This is a genomic window from Streptomyces sp. NPDC045998 (assembly GCF_056430285.1).
Map to the genome: position 1 here is coordinate 904,731 of NZ_JBWKLJ010000001.1, position 14,582 is coordinate 919,312.

12 protein-coding genes are annotated in these 14,582 nt (G+C 71.8%); 8 read left to right on the plus strand and 4 right to left on the minus strand.

Annotated features, from left to right (window positions below):
• Positions 1–98: 98 nt before the first annotated feature.
• Both AC07FJ_RS04025 and AC07FJ_RS04030 read left to right on the plus strand, forming a co-directional pair.
• The gene (locus tag AC07FJ_RS04025; protein WP_479044927.1) at positions 99–1,094 is read left to right on the plus strand and encodes a TerC/Alx family metal homeostasis membrane protein; all 996 of its coding nucleotides are present in this window, start codon (positions 99–101) and stop codon (positions 1,092–1,094) included.
• 158 nt (positions 1,095–1,252) lie between these two features.
• Complete coding sequence (locus tag AC07FJ_RS04030; RefSeq protein ID WP_479044929.1) at positions 1,253–1,555, plus strand: hypothetical protein; 303 nt, start codon at positions 1,253–1,255, stop codon at positions 1,553–1,555.
• 24 nt (positions 1,556–1,579) lie between these two features.
• Here the strand turns inward: AC07FJ_RS04030 and AC07FJ_RS04035 are convergent, their stop codons facing one another.
• The 3 genes from AC07FJ_RS04035 to AC07FJ_RS04045 form a co-directional block, all read right to left on the minus strand.
• Positions 1,580–2,878: an MFS transporter gene (locus AC07FJ_RS04035; protein WP_479045303.1), complete on the minus strand. Its 1,299-nt coding sequence runs from the start codon at positions 2,876–2,878 to the stop codon at positions 1,580–1,582.
• 192 nt (positions 2,879–3,070) lie between these two features.
• On the minus strand, positions 3,071–3,727 hold the full coding sequence (locus AC07FJ_RS04040; RefSeq protein ID WP_479044931.1) for an MBL fold metallo-hydrolase: 657 nt from the start codon (positions 3,725–3,727) through the stop codon (positions 3,071–3,073).
• Between the two features lie 9 nt (positions 3,728–3,736).
• Positions 3,737–4,420: a maleylpyruvate isomerase family mycothiol-dependent enzyme gene (locus tag AC07FJ_RS04045; protein WP_479044934.1), complete on the minus strand. Its 684-nt coding sequence runs from the start codon at positions 4,418–4,420 to the stop codon at positions 3,737–3,739.
• Positions 4,421–4,615: 195 nt separating this feature from the next.
• Here AC07FJ_RS04045 and uvrA point away from each other — a divergent pair, with 195 nt between their 5' ends.
• The gene (gene uvrA, locus AC07FJ_RS04050; protein WP_479044937.1) at positions 4,616–7,618 is read left to right on the plus strand and encodes an excinuclease ABC subunit UvrA; all 3,003 of its coding nucleotides are present in this window, start codon (positions 4,616–4,618) and stop codon (positions 7,616–7,618) included.
• A 71-nt stretch (positions 7,619–7,689) separates the two neighbouring features.
• Here the strand turns inward: uvrA and AC07FJ_RS04055 are convergent, their stop codons facing one another.
• A complete protein-coding gene (locus AC07FJ_RS04055; RefSeq protein WP_479044940.1) occupies positions 7,690–8,628 on the minus strand; it encodes a carbohydrate kinase family protein in 939 nt (312 codons plus the stop codon).
• A gap of 198 nt (positions 8,629–8,826) precedes the next feature.
• On the opposite strand from AC07FJ_RS04055, the gene AC07FJ_RS04060 reads away from it, so the two are divergent.
• From AC07FJ_RS04060 to whiA, 5 genes are all read left to right on the plus strand, one after another.
• Entirely contained in the window at positions 8,827–9,255 is a 429-nt protein-coding gene (locus tag AC07FJ_RS04060; protein ID WP_479044943.1) for a Rieske (2Fe-2S) protein, read from the plus strand.
• Between the two features lie 75 nt (positions 9,256–9,330).
• Positions 9,331–11,481 (plus strand): excinuclease ABC subunit UvrC, encoded by a 2,151-nt coding sequence (gene uvrC, locus AC07FJ_RS04065; protein ID WP_479044944.1) that lies wholly within the window; start codon positions 9,331–9,333, stop codon positions 11,479–11,481.
• A complete protein-coding gene (gene rapZ / locus AC07FJ_RS04070) occupies positions 11,474–12,490 on the plus strand; it encodes an RNase adapter RapZ (RefSeq protein ID WP_479044947.1) in 1,017 nt (338 codons plus the stop codon). The genes uvrC and rapZ overlap by 8 nt, the downstream gene beginning before the upstream one ends.
• Positions 12,487–13,509: a gluconeogenesis factor YvcK family protein gene (locus AC07FJ_RS04075; protein ID WP_479044950.1), complete on the plus strand. Its 1,023-nt coding sequence runs from the start codon at positions 12,487–12,489 to the stop codon at positions 13,507–13,509. Before rapZ ends, AC07FJ_RS04075 begins: the two co-directional genes overlap by 4 nt.
• The gene (whiA, locus tag AC07FJ_RS04080) at positions 13,500–14,489 is read left to right on the plus strand and encodes a DNA-binding protein WhiA (RefSeq protein ID WP_355360120.1); all 990 of its coding nucleotides are present in this window, start codon (positions 13,500–13,502) and stop codon (positions 14,487–14,489) included. Before AC07FJ_RS04075 ends, whiA begins: the two co-directional genes overlap by 10 nt.
• Positions 14,490–14,582 lie beyond the last annotated feature (93 nt).

Sequence of the window (14,582 nt, forward strand, 5' to 3'; positions counted from 1 at the left end):
CGTGTGTCGTCCGGCGGCGAGAACCGGCGGAGCCTCGGGTGGAAGAGACCTCCGGCAGCGACGACGCTGATCAGTAGCCGTACGACGCCGGAGGCGCAGTGGACGTTTCAATGAACCTGTGGGTGGCGACCGTTCTCGGTCTGTCCATCCTGATCGCGGCCGACTTCTTCATCGGGCGCAAGCCGCACGACGTGTCGGTCAAGGAAGCCGGTATCTGGACGGTCGTCTGGATCGTCCTCGCCGCGCTGTTCGGTCTGGGCCTGCTGTTCTTCGGTGAGACCCAGGCGTCCGGCGAGTTCTTCGCCGGTTACATCACCGAGAAGTCGCTCAGCGTCGACAACCTCTTCGTCTTCGTCCTGATCATGGCGAAGTTCTCGGTGCCGTCCCACCTCCAGCAGCGCGTGCTGCTCATCGGTGTGCTGGTCGCCCTGGTGCTGCGCGCGATATTCATCGCCGCCGGCGCCGCGATCATCGCCAGCTTCTCGTGGGTCTTCTACATCTTCGGCGCGTTCCTGATCTACACCGCCTGGAAGCTGATCCAGGAGGCGCGTGCCGACGAGCCGGAGGAGGAGTTCGAGGAGAACCGCCTCCTGAAGTCCATCGAGAACCGCTTCGGCGTCGCCGACCGGTACCACGGCACCAAGCTCTTCATCCGCAACAACGGCAAGCGCGTCCTGACCCCGCTGATGGTGGTCATGCTCGCCATCGGCACCACGGACGTGCTGTTCGCGCTGGACTCCATCCCCGCGATCTTCGGCCTGACCCAGGACCCGTACATCGTCTTCACGGCCAACGCGTTCGCCCTGATGGGTCTGCGGCAGCTGTACTTCCTCATCGGCGGCCTGCTGAAGAAGCTGGTCCACCTCAGCTACGGCCTGTCGGTGATCCTCGGCTTCATCGGCGTGAAGCTGGTGCTCCACGCCATGCACGAGTCGGGGGTGCACGTCCCGGAGATCTCGATCCCGGTCTCGCTGGCCGTCATCTGCGGCGTGCTGGTCATCACCACGATCACCAGCCTGATCGCCTCGAAGAAGCAGGCCGAGCGCGAGGAGCGCGAGGCGGCCGCCGAGAACAAGGACAGCGTCGAGGCCTGACGACCCGGCACGCGCACACGCACGCGCACACGCCGAAGGAGACACAGGGCACAGGCTCAGCCGGCCGGTACGGGCTCGCATGGCGACCCGCACCGGCCGGTGCTTGTCTGGACGGTGAACGGACCCGCCCCGGGGGCCGTCCCGCCCTGGAGAGAGCCATGAAGTTCACGCAGATCATCGACTTCGAGACCGAGCGCATCGACGACCTGGAGGCGCTGCTCGAGGAGCGCCGCGCGGCACTGGCCGACAAGAGCTACGGCCCGGTCAGCCGCATCCTGCTGCGTGACCGGGACAACCCGAACCGCTACCTCGCGGTCGTCGGCTTCTCCTCGTACGAAGAAGCCATGCGCAGCAACGACGACCCGGACACCACCCAGCTGGCACAGAGGCTCGCCGAGCTGTGCACCCGCCCGCCCCGCTTCACCGACTGCGACCTGCTCGACGAGCAGGACCTGCGCTGACCGAGGTCCGCGCAGGCCGGCCCGTCACACCGCCGCCGACTTCCCGACCGGGTCCCCGGCCGGCCCCACCACCGGCCTGGGGCGTGTCTCCGGCAGCAGCGCGAAGCAGCCGAAGCTCAGCAGCGCGATGCCGGTCAAGTACGCCGCCACACCCCACGGCGGCCCGGCGGCGCCACCCGCCGCGGCCGTCGCCACGATCGGCGTGAGCGCACCGCCCACCACCCCCGCCAGGTTGTAGCCGACCGCCGCACCGGTGCACCGCACCCTCGGCTCGTACAGCTCCGGCAGGTACGCCGCCACCACGGCGAACGTCGTGATGAAGGCCAGCAGCGCCCCCGTGAACCCCACGAACATCAGCAACGGCTGGGCGGTGTGGAGCAGCCCCACCATCGGGAACATCCACAGCGCCGACGCCGCGCAGCCCGCCAGGCACATCGGCCGCCGCCCGAAGCGGTCCCCCAGCATCGCGGCGAACGGCGTCGCCACGCCCTTGACGGCCACCGCCGCCATGATGCAGACCAGCATCACCGTACGGCTCACGCCGAGCCGCTCCGTGCCGTACGCCAGCGCCCAGGTGGAGACCGCGTAGAAGACGGCGTACCCGACCGCGAGAGCCCCGGCCGTCAGCAGCACCAGCCGCCAGTGCCCGCGCGCCACCTCCACCAGAGGGGCGTTCGCCCGCGCCCCCGTCGCGGCCAGCTCCTCGAACTGCGGCGTCTCCCGCAGCGACCTGCGCAGCAGCAGCCCGCCGGCCGCCAGCACCCCGGCCGCCCAGAACGGCACCCGCCAGCCCCACTCCCGGAACTGGGCGTCGCTCAGCCCGGCCGACAGCCCGAGGATCACCCCGTTCGCCAGCAGGAACCCCACCGCCGGTCCCACCTGAGGGAAGCTCGCCCACAGCCCGCGCTGCCGCTCCGGCGCGTGCTCCACCGTCAGCAGCACCGCCCCGCCCCACTCCCCGCCGAGCCCGAGTCCCTGCAGGAACCGCAGCACGAGCAGCAGGACGGGAGCGGCCACGCCGAGCGTCGCGTACGACGGCACACAGCCGACCGCGACCGTCGCCGCGCCCGTGAGCAGCAGGGAGCCGAGCATCACCGGCCGCCGCCCGTACCGGTCACCGATGTGTCCGAACAGCACAGAACCGAGCGGACGGGAGAGGAAACCGATCGCGAACGTGCCGAACGCAGCCAGCGTCCCGGCCACCGGCGAGAAGGTGGGGAAGAACAGCGGCCCCAGGACGAGCGCGGCGGCGGTCCCGTAGACGAAGAAGTCGTAGAACTCGACCGCCGTCCCGGCGAGGGCGGCGACGGCGAGCCGTCTTATGGAGGGCTGCGTGGAGGGATCCGTCGACGGGTCCGTCGACGGGTCTGCGGACGGGTCTGCGGACGGAGGGGGTGTGGTGTGACTCTGGCGCATGCCGCGCCAACCACCCCGCGCAGACCAGGGTTACGGCCCGTCACGGGGCGCGTGGAAGCACACGCGCGCACGGCCCCGCCCGGAGCGGGGCCGGGGCGGCTACCAGCCGCGCTCGCGCCACTCCGGCAGATGCGGACGCTCGTCACCCAGCGTCGTGTCCTTGCCGTGCCCCGGGTAGATCCAGGTCTCGTCCGGCAGGACGTCGAAGAGCTTCGTCTCCACGTCCAGGATCAGGCTGGCGAAGGCGTCGGGGTCCTTGTGCGTGTTGCCGACACCGCCCGGGAAGAGGCAGTCGCCGGTGAAGACGTGCGGATGGCCGTGCGGGTCGTCGTAGATCAGCACGATCGAGCCGGGCGTGTGCCCGACCATCCGCCGCGCGGTGAGCTCGACCCGTCCGACGCGGATCGTCTGCCCGTCCTCGACCGGCACGTCCGTGGGCACGTCGATGCCCTCGGCGTCGTACCGCCCGGCGTACGTCCGGGCCCCGGTGGCCGCCACCACGTCGGCGAGCGCCTGCCAGTGGTCGTGGTGGCGGTGGGTGGTGACGACGGCGGTGATGCCGTCGTCACCGATCAGCCGGAGCAGCGTCCGCGGCTCGTTCGCCGCGTCGACCAGCAGCTGTTCGCCGGTGGTCCGGCAGCGCAGCAGGTAGGAGTTGTTGTCCATCGGGCCGACGGCGACCTTCGAGATGATCAGGTCCGTGAGCTCGTGCGCGTCCGCGGGCCCGCCGACCTTGACCGCTCCGCTGTACGTCATGCCCCCAGGCTATAGCGGCGGCAGTGCCGGAAGGGTGCCACCCCGCACTTCCAGGGCCGCGCCGTCGCGGCGGCCGGCGAGCCAGCCCAGCAGGTCGGCCGCCGTGCCGGAGACGGTCACCTCGGTGCCCTCCTCGCCGCCGGTGCGCCACTCCCTGCCGCCGGCCAGCAGCCGGGTGGGCGGCACCGTCGCGTTGCCGGAGAACCGGTCGGCGAGGAAGTCGATCTCCCGCTCCGTGAACTCCGCCGGAAGATCTTCCAGCTCGTAGCCGATGCCCAGGTCGACATGGTGCAGCTCGACCTCGACGAGGCGGCGGAAGGGCACCCGGACGGCCCGGTCCGTCACGCCGTTGCGGAGCTCGACCGTCCGGTCCCAGTCGGCCGGGACCTCGCCCTGGGCCTGGAAGCGCGCGGCGCTCTCGCGGACGTCGTCGAGCTGGGCGGCGAGCGGGCGGGGGGCGTCGCGCTCGATGTCGGCGTCGCGGGCCTCGGCGCTCTCGTACATCGGGCGGCCCTGGAGAACATTCACGAGGGCGTCCGCGTTACGTGAGAGGTGGGCCAGTACGTGGCCCCGGGTCCAGCCCGGCAGGCGGGAGGGCGCGGCGACCGCCGCGTCGTCCAGTTTGGCGGCCGCGGTGAGCAGCCGGTCGGTCGCCTCGCGTACAGAGGCCAGGTCATGCACGTGATCGATCATGTCGCCGACCCTAGCGCCGCCACACGATCGGGTGAAGGTGGCCGAGCAAGGCCAGAAATCGAATGCGCGTGCTATACGCTCGGTGGAGGCATCCTTGAAAGTCAGGCACTCATCCGTTTGGCGGCCCCCCGTAGGCTTGAACAGTCTGGGACGGGGGCTGTGCCCCCGCTTCTCTCAAGAAAGGTGCGGACCGGCGTGGCCGACCGTCTCATCGTCCGTGGCGCGCGCGAGCACAATCTGAAGAACGTCTCGCTCGACCTCCCGCGCGACTCCCTCATCGTCTTCACCGGTCTCTCGGGGTCGGGCAAGTCCTCTCTCGCGTTCGACACGATCTTCGCCGAGGGGCAGCGCCGGTACGTCGAGTCGCTCTCCTCCTACGCCCGGCAGTTCCTCGGTCAGATGGACAAGCCGGATGTCGACTTCATCGAGGGCCTCTCCCCGGCCGTCTCGATCGACCAGAAGTCGACCTCGCGCAACCCGCGCTCCACGGTCGGCACCATCACCGAGGTCTACGACTACCTGCGCCTGCTCTTCGCGCGCATCGGCAAGCCGCACTGCCCGGAGTGCCGCCGCCCGATCTCGCGCCAGTCGCCGCAGGCGATCGTCGACAAGGTGCTGGAGCTGCCCGAGGGCAGCCGTTTCCAGGTGCTCTCGCCGCTGGTGCGCGAGCGCAAGGGCGAGTTCGTCGACCTCTTCGCCGACCTCCAGACCAAGGGCTACAGCCGGGCCCGGGTGGACGGGCAGACCGTCCACCTCTCCGAGCCGCCCACCCTGAAGAAGCAGGAGAAGCACACCATCGAGGTGGTCGTCGACCGCCTGACGGTGAAGGACAGCGCCAAGCGCCGGCTCACCGACTCCGTGGAGACCGCGCTCGGCCTGTCCGGCGGCATGGTCGTGCTCGACTTCGTCGACCTCCCCGAGGACGACCCCGAGCGCGAGCGGATGTACTCCGAGCACCTGTACTGCCCGTACGACGACCTCTCCTTCGAGGAGCTGGAGCCCCGCTCCTTCTCGTTCAACTCGCCCTTCGGCGCCTGCCCCGAGTGCACCGGCATCGGCACGCGCATGGAGGTCGACCCCGAGCTCGTCGTCCCCGACGAGGAGCGCTCCCTCGACGAGGGCGCCATCCACCCCTGGTCGCACGGCCACACCAAGGAGTACTTCGGCCGCCTGATCGGCGGGCTCGCCGACGCGCTCGGCTTCCGTACCGACATCCCCTGGGCCGGGCTGCCCGCCCGCGCCAAGAAGGCCCTGCTGTACGGGCACAAGACCCAGGTCGAGGTCCGCTACCGCAACCGGTACGGCAGGGAGCGGGCGTACACCACCCCCGCCTTCGAAGGCGCCGTCTCCTTCGTCAAGCGGCGGCACAGCGAGGCCGAGAGCGACTCCAGCCGCGAGCGCTTCGAGGGGTACATGCGCGAGGTGCCCTGCCCCACGTGTGAGGGCACGCGCCTCAAGCCGATCGTCCTCGCGGTCACGGTGATGGAGAAGTCCATCGCCGAGGTCTCGGCGATGTCCATCAGCGAGTGCGCCGACTTCCTCGGCCGCCTCACGCTGAACGCCCGCGACAAGAAGATCGCCGAGCGCGTGCTCAAGGAGGTCAACGAACGGCTCCGCTTCCTCGTGGACGTGGGCCTGGACTACCTCTCGCTGAACCGCGCGGCCGGCACCCTCTCCGGCGGCGAGGCCCAGCGCATCCGGCTCGCCACCCAGATCGGCTCCGGCCTGGTGGGTGTGCTGTACGTGCTCGACGAGCCGTCGATCGGCCTCCACCAGCGCGACAACCACCGGCTCATCGAGACGCTCGTGCGCCTGCGCGACATGGGCAACACCCTCATCGTCGTCGAGCACGACGAGGACACCATCAAGGTCGCCGACTGGGTCGTCGACATCGGCCCCGGCGCCGGCGAGCACGGCGGCAAGGTCGTCCATTCCGGCCCGCTGAAGCAGCTGCTGGCCAACAAGGAGTCGATGACCGGGCAGTACCTGTCCGGGAAGCGGTCCATCCCGACCCCCGACGTCCGGCGGCCCGTGGACCCGTCCCGCCGGCTCACCGTGCACGGCGCCCGCGAGAACAACCTGCGGGACATCGACGTCTCCTTCCCGCTCGGGGTGCTCACGGCGGTCACCGGCGTCTCCGGCTCCGGCAAGTCGACCCTGGTCAACGACATCCTCTACACCCACCTCGCGCGCGAGCTGAACGGCGCCAAGTCGGTGCCGGGACGGCACACGCGCGTGGACGGCGACGACCTCGTCGACAAGGTCGTCCACGTCGACCAGTCGCCCATCGGCCGCACCCCGCGGTCGAACCCGGCGACGTACACCGGCGTCTTCGACCACGTCCGCAAGCTCTTCGCCGAGACGATGGAGGCGAAGGTCCGGGGGTACCTGCCCGGGCGCTTCTCCTTCAACGTCAAGGGCGGCCGCTGCGAGAACTGCTCCGGTGACGGCACCATCAAGATCGAGATGAACTTCCTGCCGGACGTGTACGTCCCGTGCGAGGTCTGCCACGGGGCGCGCTACAACCGGGAGACCCTGGAGGTGCACTACAAGGGCAAGTCCATCGCCGAGGTGCTGGACATGCCGATCGAGGAGGCCCTCGACTTCTTCGAGGCCGTCCCCACGATCGCCCGCCACCTGCGCACCCTGACCGAGGTCGGTCTCGGGTACGTACGGCTGGGCCAGTCGGCGCCGACGCTCTCCGGCGGTGAGGCGCAGCGCGTCAAGCTCGCCTCCGAGCTGCAGAAGCGGTCCACCGGGCGCACGGTGTACGTCCTGGACGAGCCGACCACGGGTCTGCACTTCGAGGACATCTCGAAGCTGATCAAGGTTCTGTCGAACCTGGTCGACAAGGGCAACAGCGTGATCGTCATCGAGCACAACCTCGATGTCATCAAGACCGCCGACTGGGTCATCGACATGGGTCCGGAAGGCGGCAGCGGCGGCGGCCTGGTCGTCGCCGAGGGCACGCCCGAGCAGGTCGCGGGCGTCCCGGCCAGCCACACCGGCAAGTTCCTGCGGGACATCCTCGACCCGGAGCGCATCAGCGACGCGGTCCCGTCGGTCCCGGCGGCGCGCAAGCGCGCGTCGAAGAAGACGGTCGCGGCGGCGGACGGTGCGCCCCGCCGCAAGACGGCCACGGCCCGCACGACCCCGGCGAAGAAGACGGCGTCGGCCCGCGGCCGCACCACCTCCTGACGCCCGGCCGCAGGCCGCGCCGCCCGGTGCCCCTCCCCGACGGGAAGGGGCACCGGGCGGCGCCGGTTTCCCTACTGCGCCAGCTCCGCCGCGTACGGCGGCTCCGCGCCCGGGCGGGAGCAGGTGACGGCCGCCGCACGGGACGCGAAGGCCAGTAGGTCCCGCCAGCCGTCGGCGTCCAAGGCGTCCAGGGCGCAGCTCCCGGCATCCAGGGCGCCCTCGGCGTCCGGGGCCCGGCCCGCCAGGCCGTGCAGCAGCGCCGCGTTCACCGTGTCGCCCGCGCCGATCGTGTCGGCGACCGCCACCGGCACCGCCGGCACCGAGACGTCCAGGTCACGGGTGTGGAGCGACAGCCCCGAAGCGCCCCGCGTCAGCACCACCGCCGACGGGCCCTTCGCCAGCCACTCCTCCGGCGAACCGCCCAGCCACCGGGCGTCCTCCTCGGAGAGCTTCAGCACCGACACGTACGGCAGCCACCCCGCGAACCGCGCCCGGTAGGCGTCCGCATCCGGGATCAGACCCGGCCGGACGTTCGGGTCCAGCAGCGTGAGCACCCCGCGCCCGGCCTCCCGCCGCAACAGCGCCTCGTACGCGCTCGCGCCCGGCTCCAGCGCCAGCGAGCACGTCCCGAAGGAGACCGCCCGCACGCCCTCCGGAAGCCGCTCCGGCAGCGCGAACAGCCGGTCGGCCGTGCCCTGCGCGTAGAACCCGTACCGCGCCGACCCGTCCGCCCCCAGCGAGGCCACCGCCAGCGTCGTCGGCTCGGGACCGCGCTGTACGAGGCCGGTGCCGACGCCCGCGGCCCGCAGGCCCTCCAGCAGCGCCTCCCCGAAGGCGTCGGTGGAGATCCGGGAGCAGAAGGCGACGTCCGCGCCCAGCCGCCCCAGCGCCACCGCGGTGTTGTACGGGCCCCCGCCCCGCCGGGGCACGAGCGGCGCGAGCGGCCCGGCGCCCTCGGCACCGGGCTCCGGGACCAGGTCGATCAGGGACTCTCCGGCGACGACGATCACGAGCCCGAACGTAACCCATCGCCGGGGGCCGGGACAGCCCCCGCGGAAGGGCCGCACATCTACGCGGGTATCGTCGGATCCGTACCGAGTCGGACCCTGCCGGTCCGCCCGTACCGCGTCGGCGCGTACCACCGGTCCCCGTACCGGGTGGTCCCGCCGCCGACGTCCCCCTTCCGCCGTGAGACCCGTGGAGCGCCCATGTCCGGCCAGCCCGCAGCCCGCCGCACCGTGCTGAAAGGTGCCGCCCTCGCCGGGGCCGCCGGGCTGGGCGCCGCCGCCTGCTCCACCGACTCCAAGCTCGGCCACGCCCAGAACCCCACCCCCACCGCCCCGGTCGACCTCGGCGCGGCGGACGAGGTGCCCGTCGGCGGCGCCAGGCTCTACCGCGAGCAGCGCCTGGTCGTGAGCTGCCCGGCCAAGGGCCAGTACAAGGCGTTCAGCGCGCAGTGCACCCACGCGGGCTGCGTCTTCGACAAGGTCGAGGGCATCGAGGGGAACTGCCCCTGCCACGGCAGCCGCTTCGACGTCACCACGGGCAAGGCGATCAAGGGCCCGGCGACCGCCGCGCTGCCGGAGGTCCCGGTCAAGGTCACCGACGGCAAGCTGGTCGCGGGCCCCGACGCCTAGGGGGTGTAACGCGGCAGTCGCCCCACGGCCGTTACGCCGGCCGGACTGTCAGTGGGCGCCAGTAGGGTGTGAGGCATGGCAGACCCCTCCAGCTACCGCCCCAAGCCGGGACAGATCCCCGACTCGCCGGGGGTCTACAAATTCCGCGACGATCACCGCCGGGTGATTTACGTCGGGAAGGCGAAGTCCCTGCGCCAGCGGCTCGCCAACTACTTCCAGGACCTGGCGGGCCTGCACCCGCGCACCCGCACCATGGTCACCACGGCCGCCTCCGTGGAGTGGACGGTGGTGTCGACGGAGGTCGAGGCGCTCCAGCTGGAGTACTCCTGGATCAAGGAGTTCGACCCCCGGTTCAACGTCAAGTACCGGGACGACAAGAGCTACCCCTACCTCGCCGTCACCCTCAACGAGGACTTCCCCCGCGTACAGGTCATGCGCGGCCAGAAGAAGAAGGGCGTGCGCTACTTCGGCCCCTACAGCCACGCCTGGGCCATCCGCGACACCGTCGACCTCCTGCTGCGGGTCTTCCCGGTGCGGACCTGCTCCGCCGGGGTGTTCAAGAACGCCGAGCGCACCGGCCGCCCCTGCCTCCTCGGCTACATCGGCAAGTGCTCGGCGCCCTGCGTGGGCCGGGTGGACCCCGAGGAACACCGGGAGCTGGCCGAGGAGTTCTGCGACTTCATGGCCGGCCGCACCGGCACGTACATCCGCCGCCTGGAGAAGGACATGATGGCGGCGGCCGAGGACATGGAGTACGAGCGGGCCGCCCGCCTCCGCGACGACATAGAGGCCCTGAGGCGGGCCATGGAGAAGAGCGCCGTCGTCCTCGCCGACGCCACCGACGCCGACCTGATCGCCGTCGCCGAGGACGAGCTGGAAGCCGCCGTCCAGATCTTCCACGTCCGCGGCGGCCGGGTCCGCGGCCAGCGCGGCTGGGTCACCGACAAGGTGGAGGCGGTCGACACGGCGGGCCTGGTCGAGCACGCGCTCCAGCAGCTGTACGGGGACGAGAGCGGCGACGCCGTGCCCAAGGAGGTCCTCGTCCCCGCGCTCCCGGAGGACGCCGAGGCCGTCACGCAGTGGCTCAGCGGCCGCCGCGGGGCGAACGTCTCCCTGCGCATCCCGCAGCGCGGCGACAAGAAGGCGCTGATGGAGACGGTCGGGCGCAACGCCCAGCAGGCCCTCGTCCTGCACAAGACCAAGCGCGCCAGCGACCTGACCACGCGCTCCCGCGCCCTGGAGGAGATCGCCGAGGCCCTGGGCCTGGAGACCGCTCCTCTGCGCATCGAGTGCTTCGACATCTCGCACCTCCAGGGCGAGGACGTCGTCGCGTCCATGGTCGTCTTCGAGGACGGCCTGCCCCGCAAGAGCGAGTACCGCCGCTTCCAGATCAGGGGCTTCGAGGGGCAGGACGATGTCCGCTCGATGCACGAGGTGATCAGCCGCCGCTTCAAGCGGTACCTCGCGGAGCGCGAGCGGACCGGCGAGTGGGCGGTGGAGGAGCCCGACGGCGCCGCCGGCCGCGACCGTGCCGCCGACCACACCGACCGAACCTCCGACGGAACCGCCGCCGGCGCCGTCCCCGGCACGGTCCCCGCCCCCGGCGAGGCCCCGGCCTCCGGTACCGCGCCCGCGCCCGGCGAGGGGCCGGTCGCCCTCGGTCTCGCCGACGAGACCGGCCGGCCGAAGAAGTTCGCCTACCCGCCCCAGCTCGTCGTCGTCGACGGCGGCCGCCCGCAGGTCGCGGCCGCCCGGCGCGCCCTCGACGAGCTCGGCATCGACGACGTCGCCGTCTGCGGCCTCGCCAAGCGCCTGGAGGAGGTGTGGCTGCCGGACGAGGAGGACCCGGTGGTCCTGCCCCGCAGCAGCGAGGGGCTGTACCTCCTCCAGCGCGTCCGGGACACGGCGCACGACTTCGCCATCCGCTACCAGCGCTCCAAGCGCTCCAAGCGGATCAGGACCAGCCCGCTGGACGACGTCCCCGGTCTCGGCGACACCCGCAAGCAGGCACTGATCAAGCATTTCGGCTCGGTGAAGCGGCTGCGGCAGGCGACAATCGAGCAGATCTGCGAGGTACCGGGCCTCGGCCGGAAGACCGCCGAAGCCGTGGCCGTCGCCCTCGCCCAGGCCGCTCCGGCCGCTCCCGCCGTGAACACGGCGACAGGAGAGATCATTGAAGACGACGGCGGGGGAACCGCACAGGACGGGGGAAGCAGAGATGACTGAGCACGAGCCACTGGCAGCCGAACCGGCGACCGAACCGGCGACCGGACGGGCAGCCGGACCGGCAGCCGAACCGGCGGCAGAGCGAGAAGACGGAGCAGCACACGTGAGTACGGGCACGACGATGGAGCCCGGTGAGGCCGCCGAGGCGGCCATCCCCGAGCTGGTGATCATCTCCGGTATGTCCGGCGCCGGGCGCAGCACCGCCGCCAAGTGTCTGGAGGACCTCGGCTGGTTCGTCGTGGACAACCTGCCGCCCGCGCTGATCCCCACCATGGTGGAGCTCGGCGCCCGCTCCCAGGGCAATGTCGCGCGGATCGCCGTCGTCGTCGACGTACGCGGCCGCCAGTTCTTCGAGAGCCTCCGCGAGTCCCTCGCCGACCTCGACGCCAAGCAGGTCACGCGCCGCATCGTCTTCCTGGAGTCGTCCGACGAGGCCCTGGTCCGCCGCTTCGAGTCGGTGCGCCGCCCGCACCCGCTCCAGGGCGACGGCCGGATCGTCGACGGCATCGCCGCCGAGCGCGACCTGCTGCGCGAGCTGCGCGGCGACGCCGACCTGGTGATCGACACCTCCAGCCTCAACGTCCACGAGCTGCGCGCCAAGATGGACGCCCAGTTCGCCGGCGACGAGGAGCCGGAGCTGCGCGCCACGGTCATGTCCTTCGGCTACAAGTACGGCCTGCCCGTCGACGCCGACCTGGTGGTGGACTGCCGCTTCCTGCCCAACCCGCACTGGGTGCCGGAGCTGCGCCCGTACACCGGCCTCAACGAAGAGGTCTCGGGGTACGTCTTCAACCAGCCGGGCGCCAAGGAGTTCCTGGACCGGTACACCGAGCTGCTCCAGCTGATCTCCACCGGCTACCGCCGCGAGGGCAAGCGGTACGTCACCATCGCCGTCGGCTGCACCGGCGGGAAGCACCGTTCCGTCGCCATGTCCGAGAAGCTCGCCGCCCGCCTCGCCTCCGAGGGTGTCGAGACCGTCGTCGTCCACCGGGACATGGGGCGCGAGTGAAACCGTACCGCCGGCGTACGAGCACCCTGTCCGCTCGTACGCTCCGCAGACGCGGAGCGCAGCCCAAGGTCGTCGCCCTCGGCGGCGGCATGGGCCTGTCCGCGTCCCTCGCCGCGCTGCGCCGCATCACCGGCGACCTGACCGCCGTGGTCACGGTCGCCGACGACGGCGGCTCCAGCGGCCGGCTCCGCGAGGAGCTCGGCGTGCTGCCGCCCGGGGACCTGCGCAAGGCCCTGGCGGCACTGTGCGGCGACGACGACTGGGGCCAGACCTGGGCCAGGGTCATCCAGCACCGCTTCCAGTCGCACGGCGAGCTGCACGAGCACGCGGTCGGCAACCTGCTGATCGTCGCCCTGTGGGAGCAGCTCGGCGACCACGTCCAGGCCCTGGACCTGGTCGGCAGGCTGCTCGGCGCGCACGGCCGGGTGCTGCCCATGTCGGCCGTGCCGCTGGAGCTCCAGGCGCTGGTCAAGGGCCATGACCCCGAGCGCCCGGACGACGTGGACCTGGTGCGCGGGCAGGCGACGGTGGCGCTCACGCCCGGCGAGGTGCAGTCCGTACACCTCGTGCCGAACGACCCGCCGGCCGTGCCCGAGGCGGTCGCGGCCGTGCTCGACGCGGACTGGGTGGTCCTGGGCCCCGGCTCCTGGTTCTCGTCGGTGATACCGCACCTGCTGGTGCCCGAGCTGCTGGACGCGCTGATCGAGACGAAGGCCCGCCGGGTGCTGTCGCTCAACCTGGCGCCGCAGCCCGGTGAAACCGAGGGCTTCTCACCGCAGCGTCATTTGGAGGTTTTGGGACGACACGCCCCTAAACTCGCCCTGGACGTGGTGCTGGCCGACGAGGCCGCCGTACCCGACCGCGAGTCCCTCGCAGATGCCGCCCAGCGGCTCGGTGCCGCGGTCGAGCTGGCCCCGGTGGCCAGGAAGGACGGCTTGCCGAAGCACGACCCGGAGCTGTTGGCCGCCGCGTACGACCGTATTTTTCGGATGCATGGAAGGATCGGCCCATGGCGATGACGGCAGCGGTGAAGGACGAAATCTCCCGGCTTCCCGTCACCCGGACCTGCTGCAGAAAGGCGGAGGTCTCGTCGATCCTGCGGTTCGCCGGCGGACTGCACCTGGTCAGCGGGCGGATCGTGATCGAGGCGGAGCTGGACACGGCGATGGCGGCCCGCCGTCTGAAGCGGGACATCGCGGAGATCTTCGGCCACAACTCCGAGTTGATCGTGATGGCGCCCGGCGGTCTGCGGCGCGGCTCCCGCTTCGTCGTGCGCGTGGTGGCCGGCGGCGATCAGCTGGCGCGGCAGACCGGGCTGGTGGACGGCCGGGGCCGCCCCATCCGGGGCCTGCCGCCGCAGGTCGTCTCCGGCGCCACCTGTGACGCCGAGGCCGCCTGGCGCGGCGCGTTCCTGGCGCACGGCTCGCTGACCGAGCCGGGCCGCTCGTCTTCCCTGGAGGTGACCTGCCCGGGCCCGGAGGCGGCGCTCGCGCTGGTCGGCGCCGCCCGGCGGCTCTCCATTCCGGCGAAGGCCCGCGAGGTGCGGGGTGTGGACCGCGTGGTGGTACGGGACGGTGACGCGATCGGCGCGCTGCTGACCCGGCTCGGGGCACACGACTCGGTGCTGGCCTGGGAGGAGCGGCGGATGCGCCGCGAGGTCCGCGCCACCGCCAACCGCCTGGCCAACTTCGACGACGCCAACCTGCGCCGCTCGGCCCGCGCGGCCGTCGCCGCCGGCGCCCGGGTGCAGCGCGCCCTGGAGATCCTCGGCGAGGAGGTGCCCGAGCACCTCGCGGCGGCCGGGCGGCTGCGCATGGAGCACAAGCAGGCCTCGCTGGAGGAGCTGGGGGCCCTCGCCGACCCGCCGCTGACCAAGGACGCGGTCGCCGGCCGGATCCGCCGCCTCCTGGCGATGGCCGACAAGCGGGCCCAGGACCTGGGCATTCCGGGCACGGAGTCCAGCCTGACGGAGGAGATGGCCGACGGCCTGGTCGGCTGAGTCCCCGAGACCATCGCTGCCGGCGCCCCTTTCCCGGGGCGCCGGCAGCGGCGTTTTCCGGCCCTACGCCGCCCCGCGCCGGGTTCGGTCACG

Coding starts and splice junctions, on each gene's coding strand:
- AC07FJ_RS04040 (WP_479044931.1), bottom strand. CDS start 3,727: ATGACGTACAGCGGAGCGGTCAAGGTCGGCGGGCCCGCGGACGCGCAC.
- uvrC (WP_479044944.1), top strand. CDS start 9,331: ATGGCAGACCCCTCCAGCTACCGCCCCAAGCCGGGACAGATCCCCGAC.
- AC07FJ_RS04030 (WP_479044929.1), top strand. CDS start 1,253: ATGAAGTTCACGCAGATCATCGACTTCGAGACCGAGCGCATCGACGAC.
- AC07FJ_RS04060 (WP_479044943.1), top strand. CDS start 8,827: ATGTCCGGCCAGCCCGCAGCCCGCCGCACCGTGCTGAAAGGTGCCGCC.
- whiA (WP_355360120.1), top strand. CDS start 13,500: ATGGCGATGACGGCAGCGGTGAAGGACGAAATCTCCCGGCTTCCCGTC.
- rapZ (WP_479044947.1), top strand. CDS start 11,474: ATGACTGAGCACGAGCCACTGGCAGCCGAACCGGCGACCGAACCGGCG.
- AC07FJ_RS04045 (WP_479044934.1), bottom strand. CDS start 4,420: ATGATCGATCACGTGCATGACCTGGCCTCTGTACGCGAGGCGACCGAC.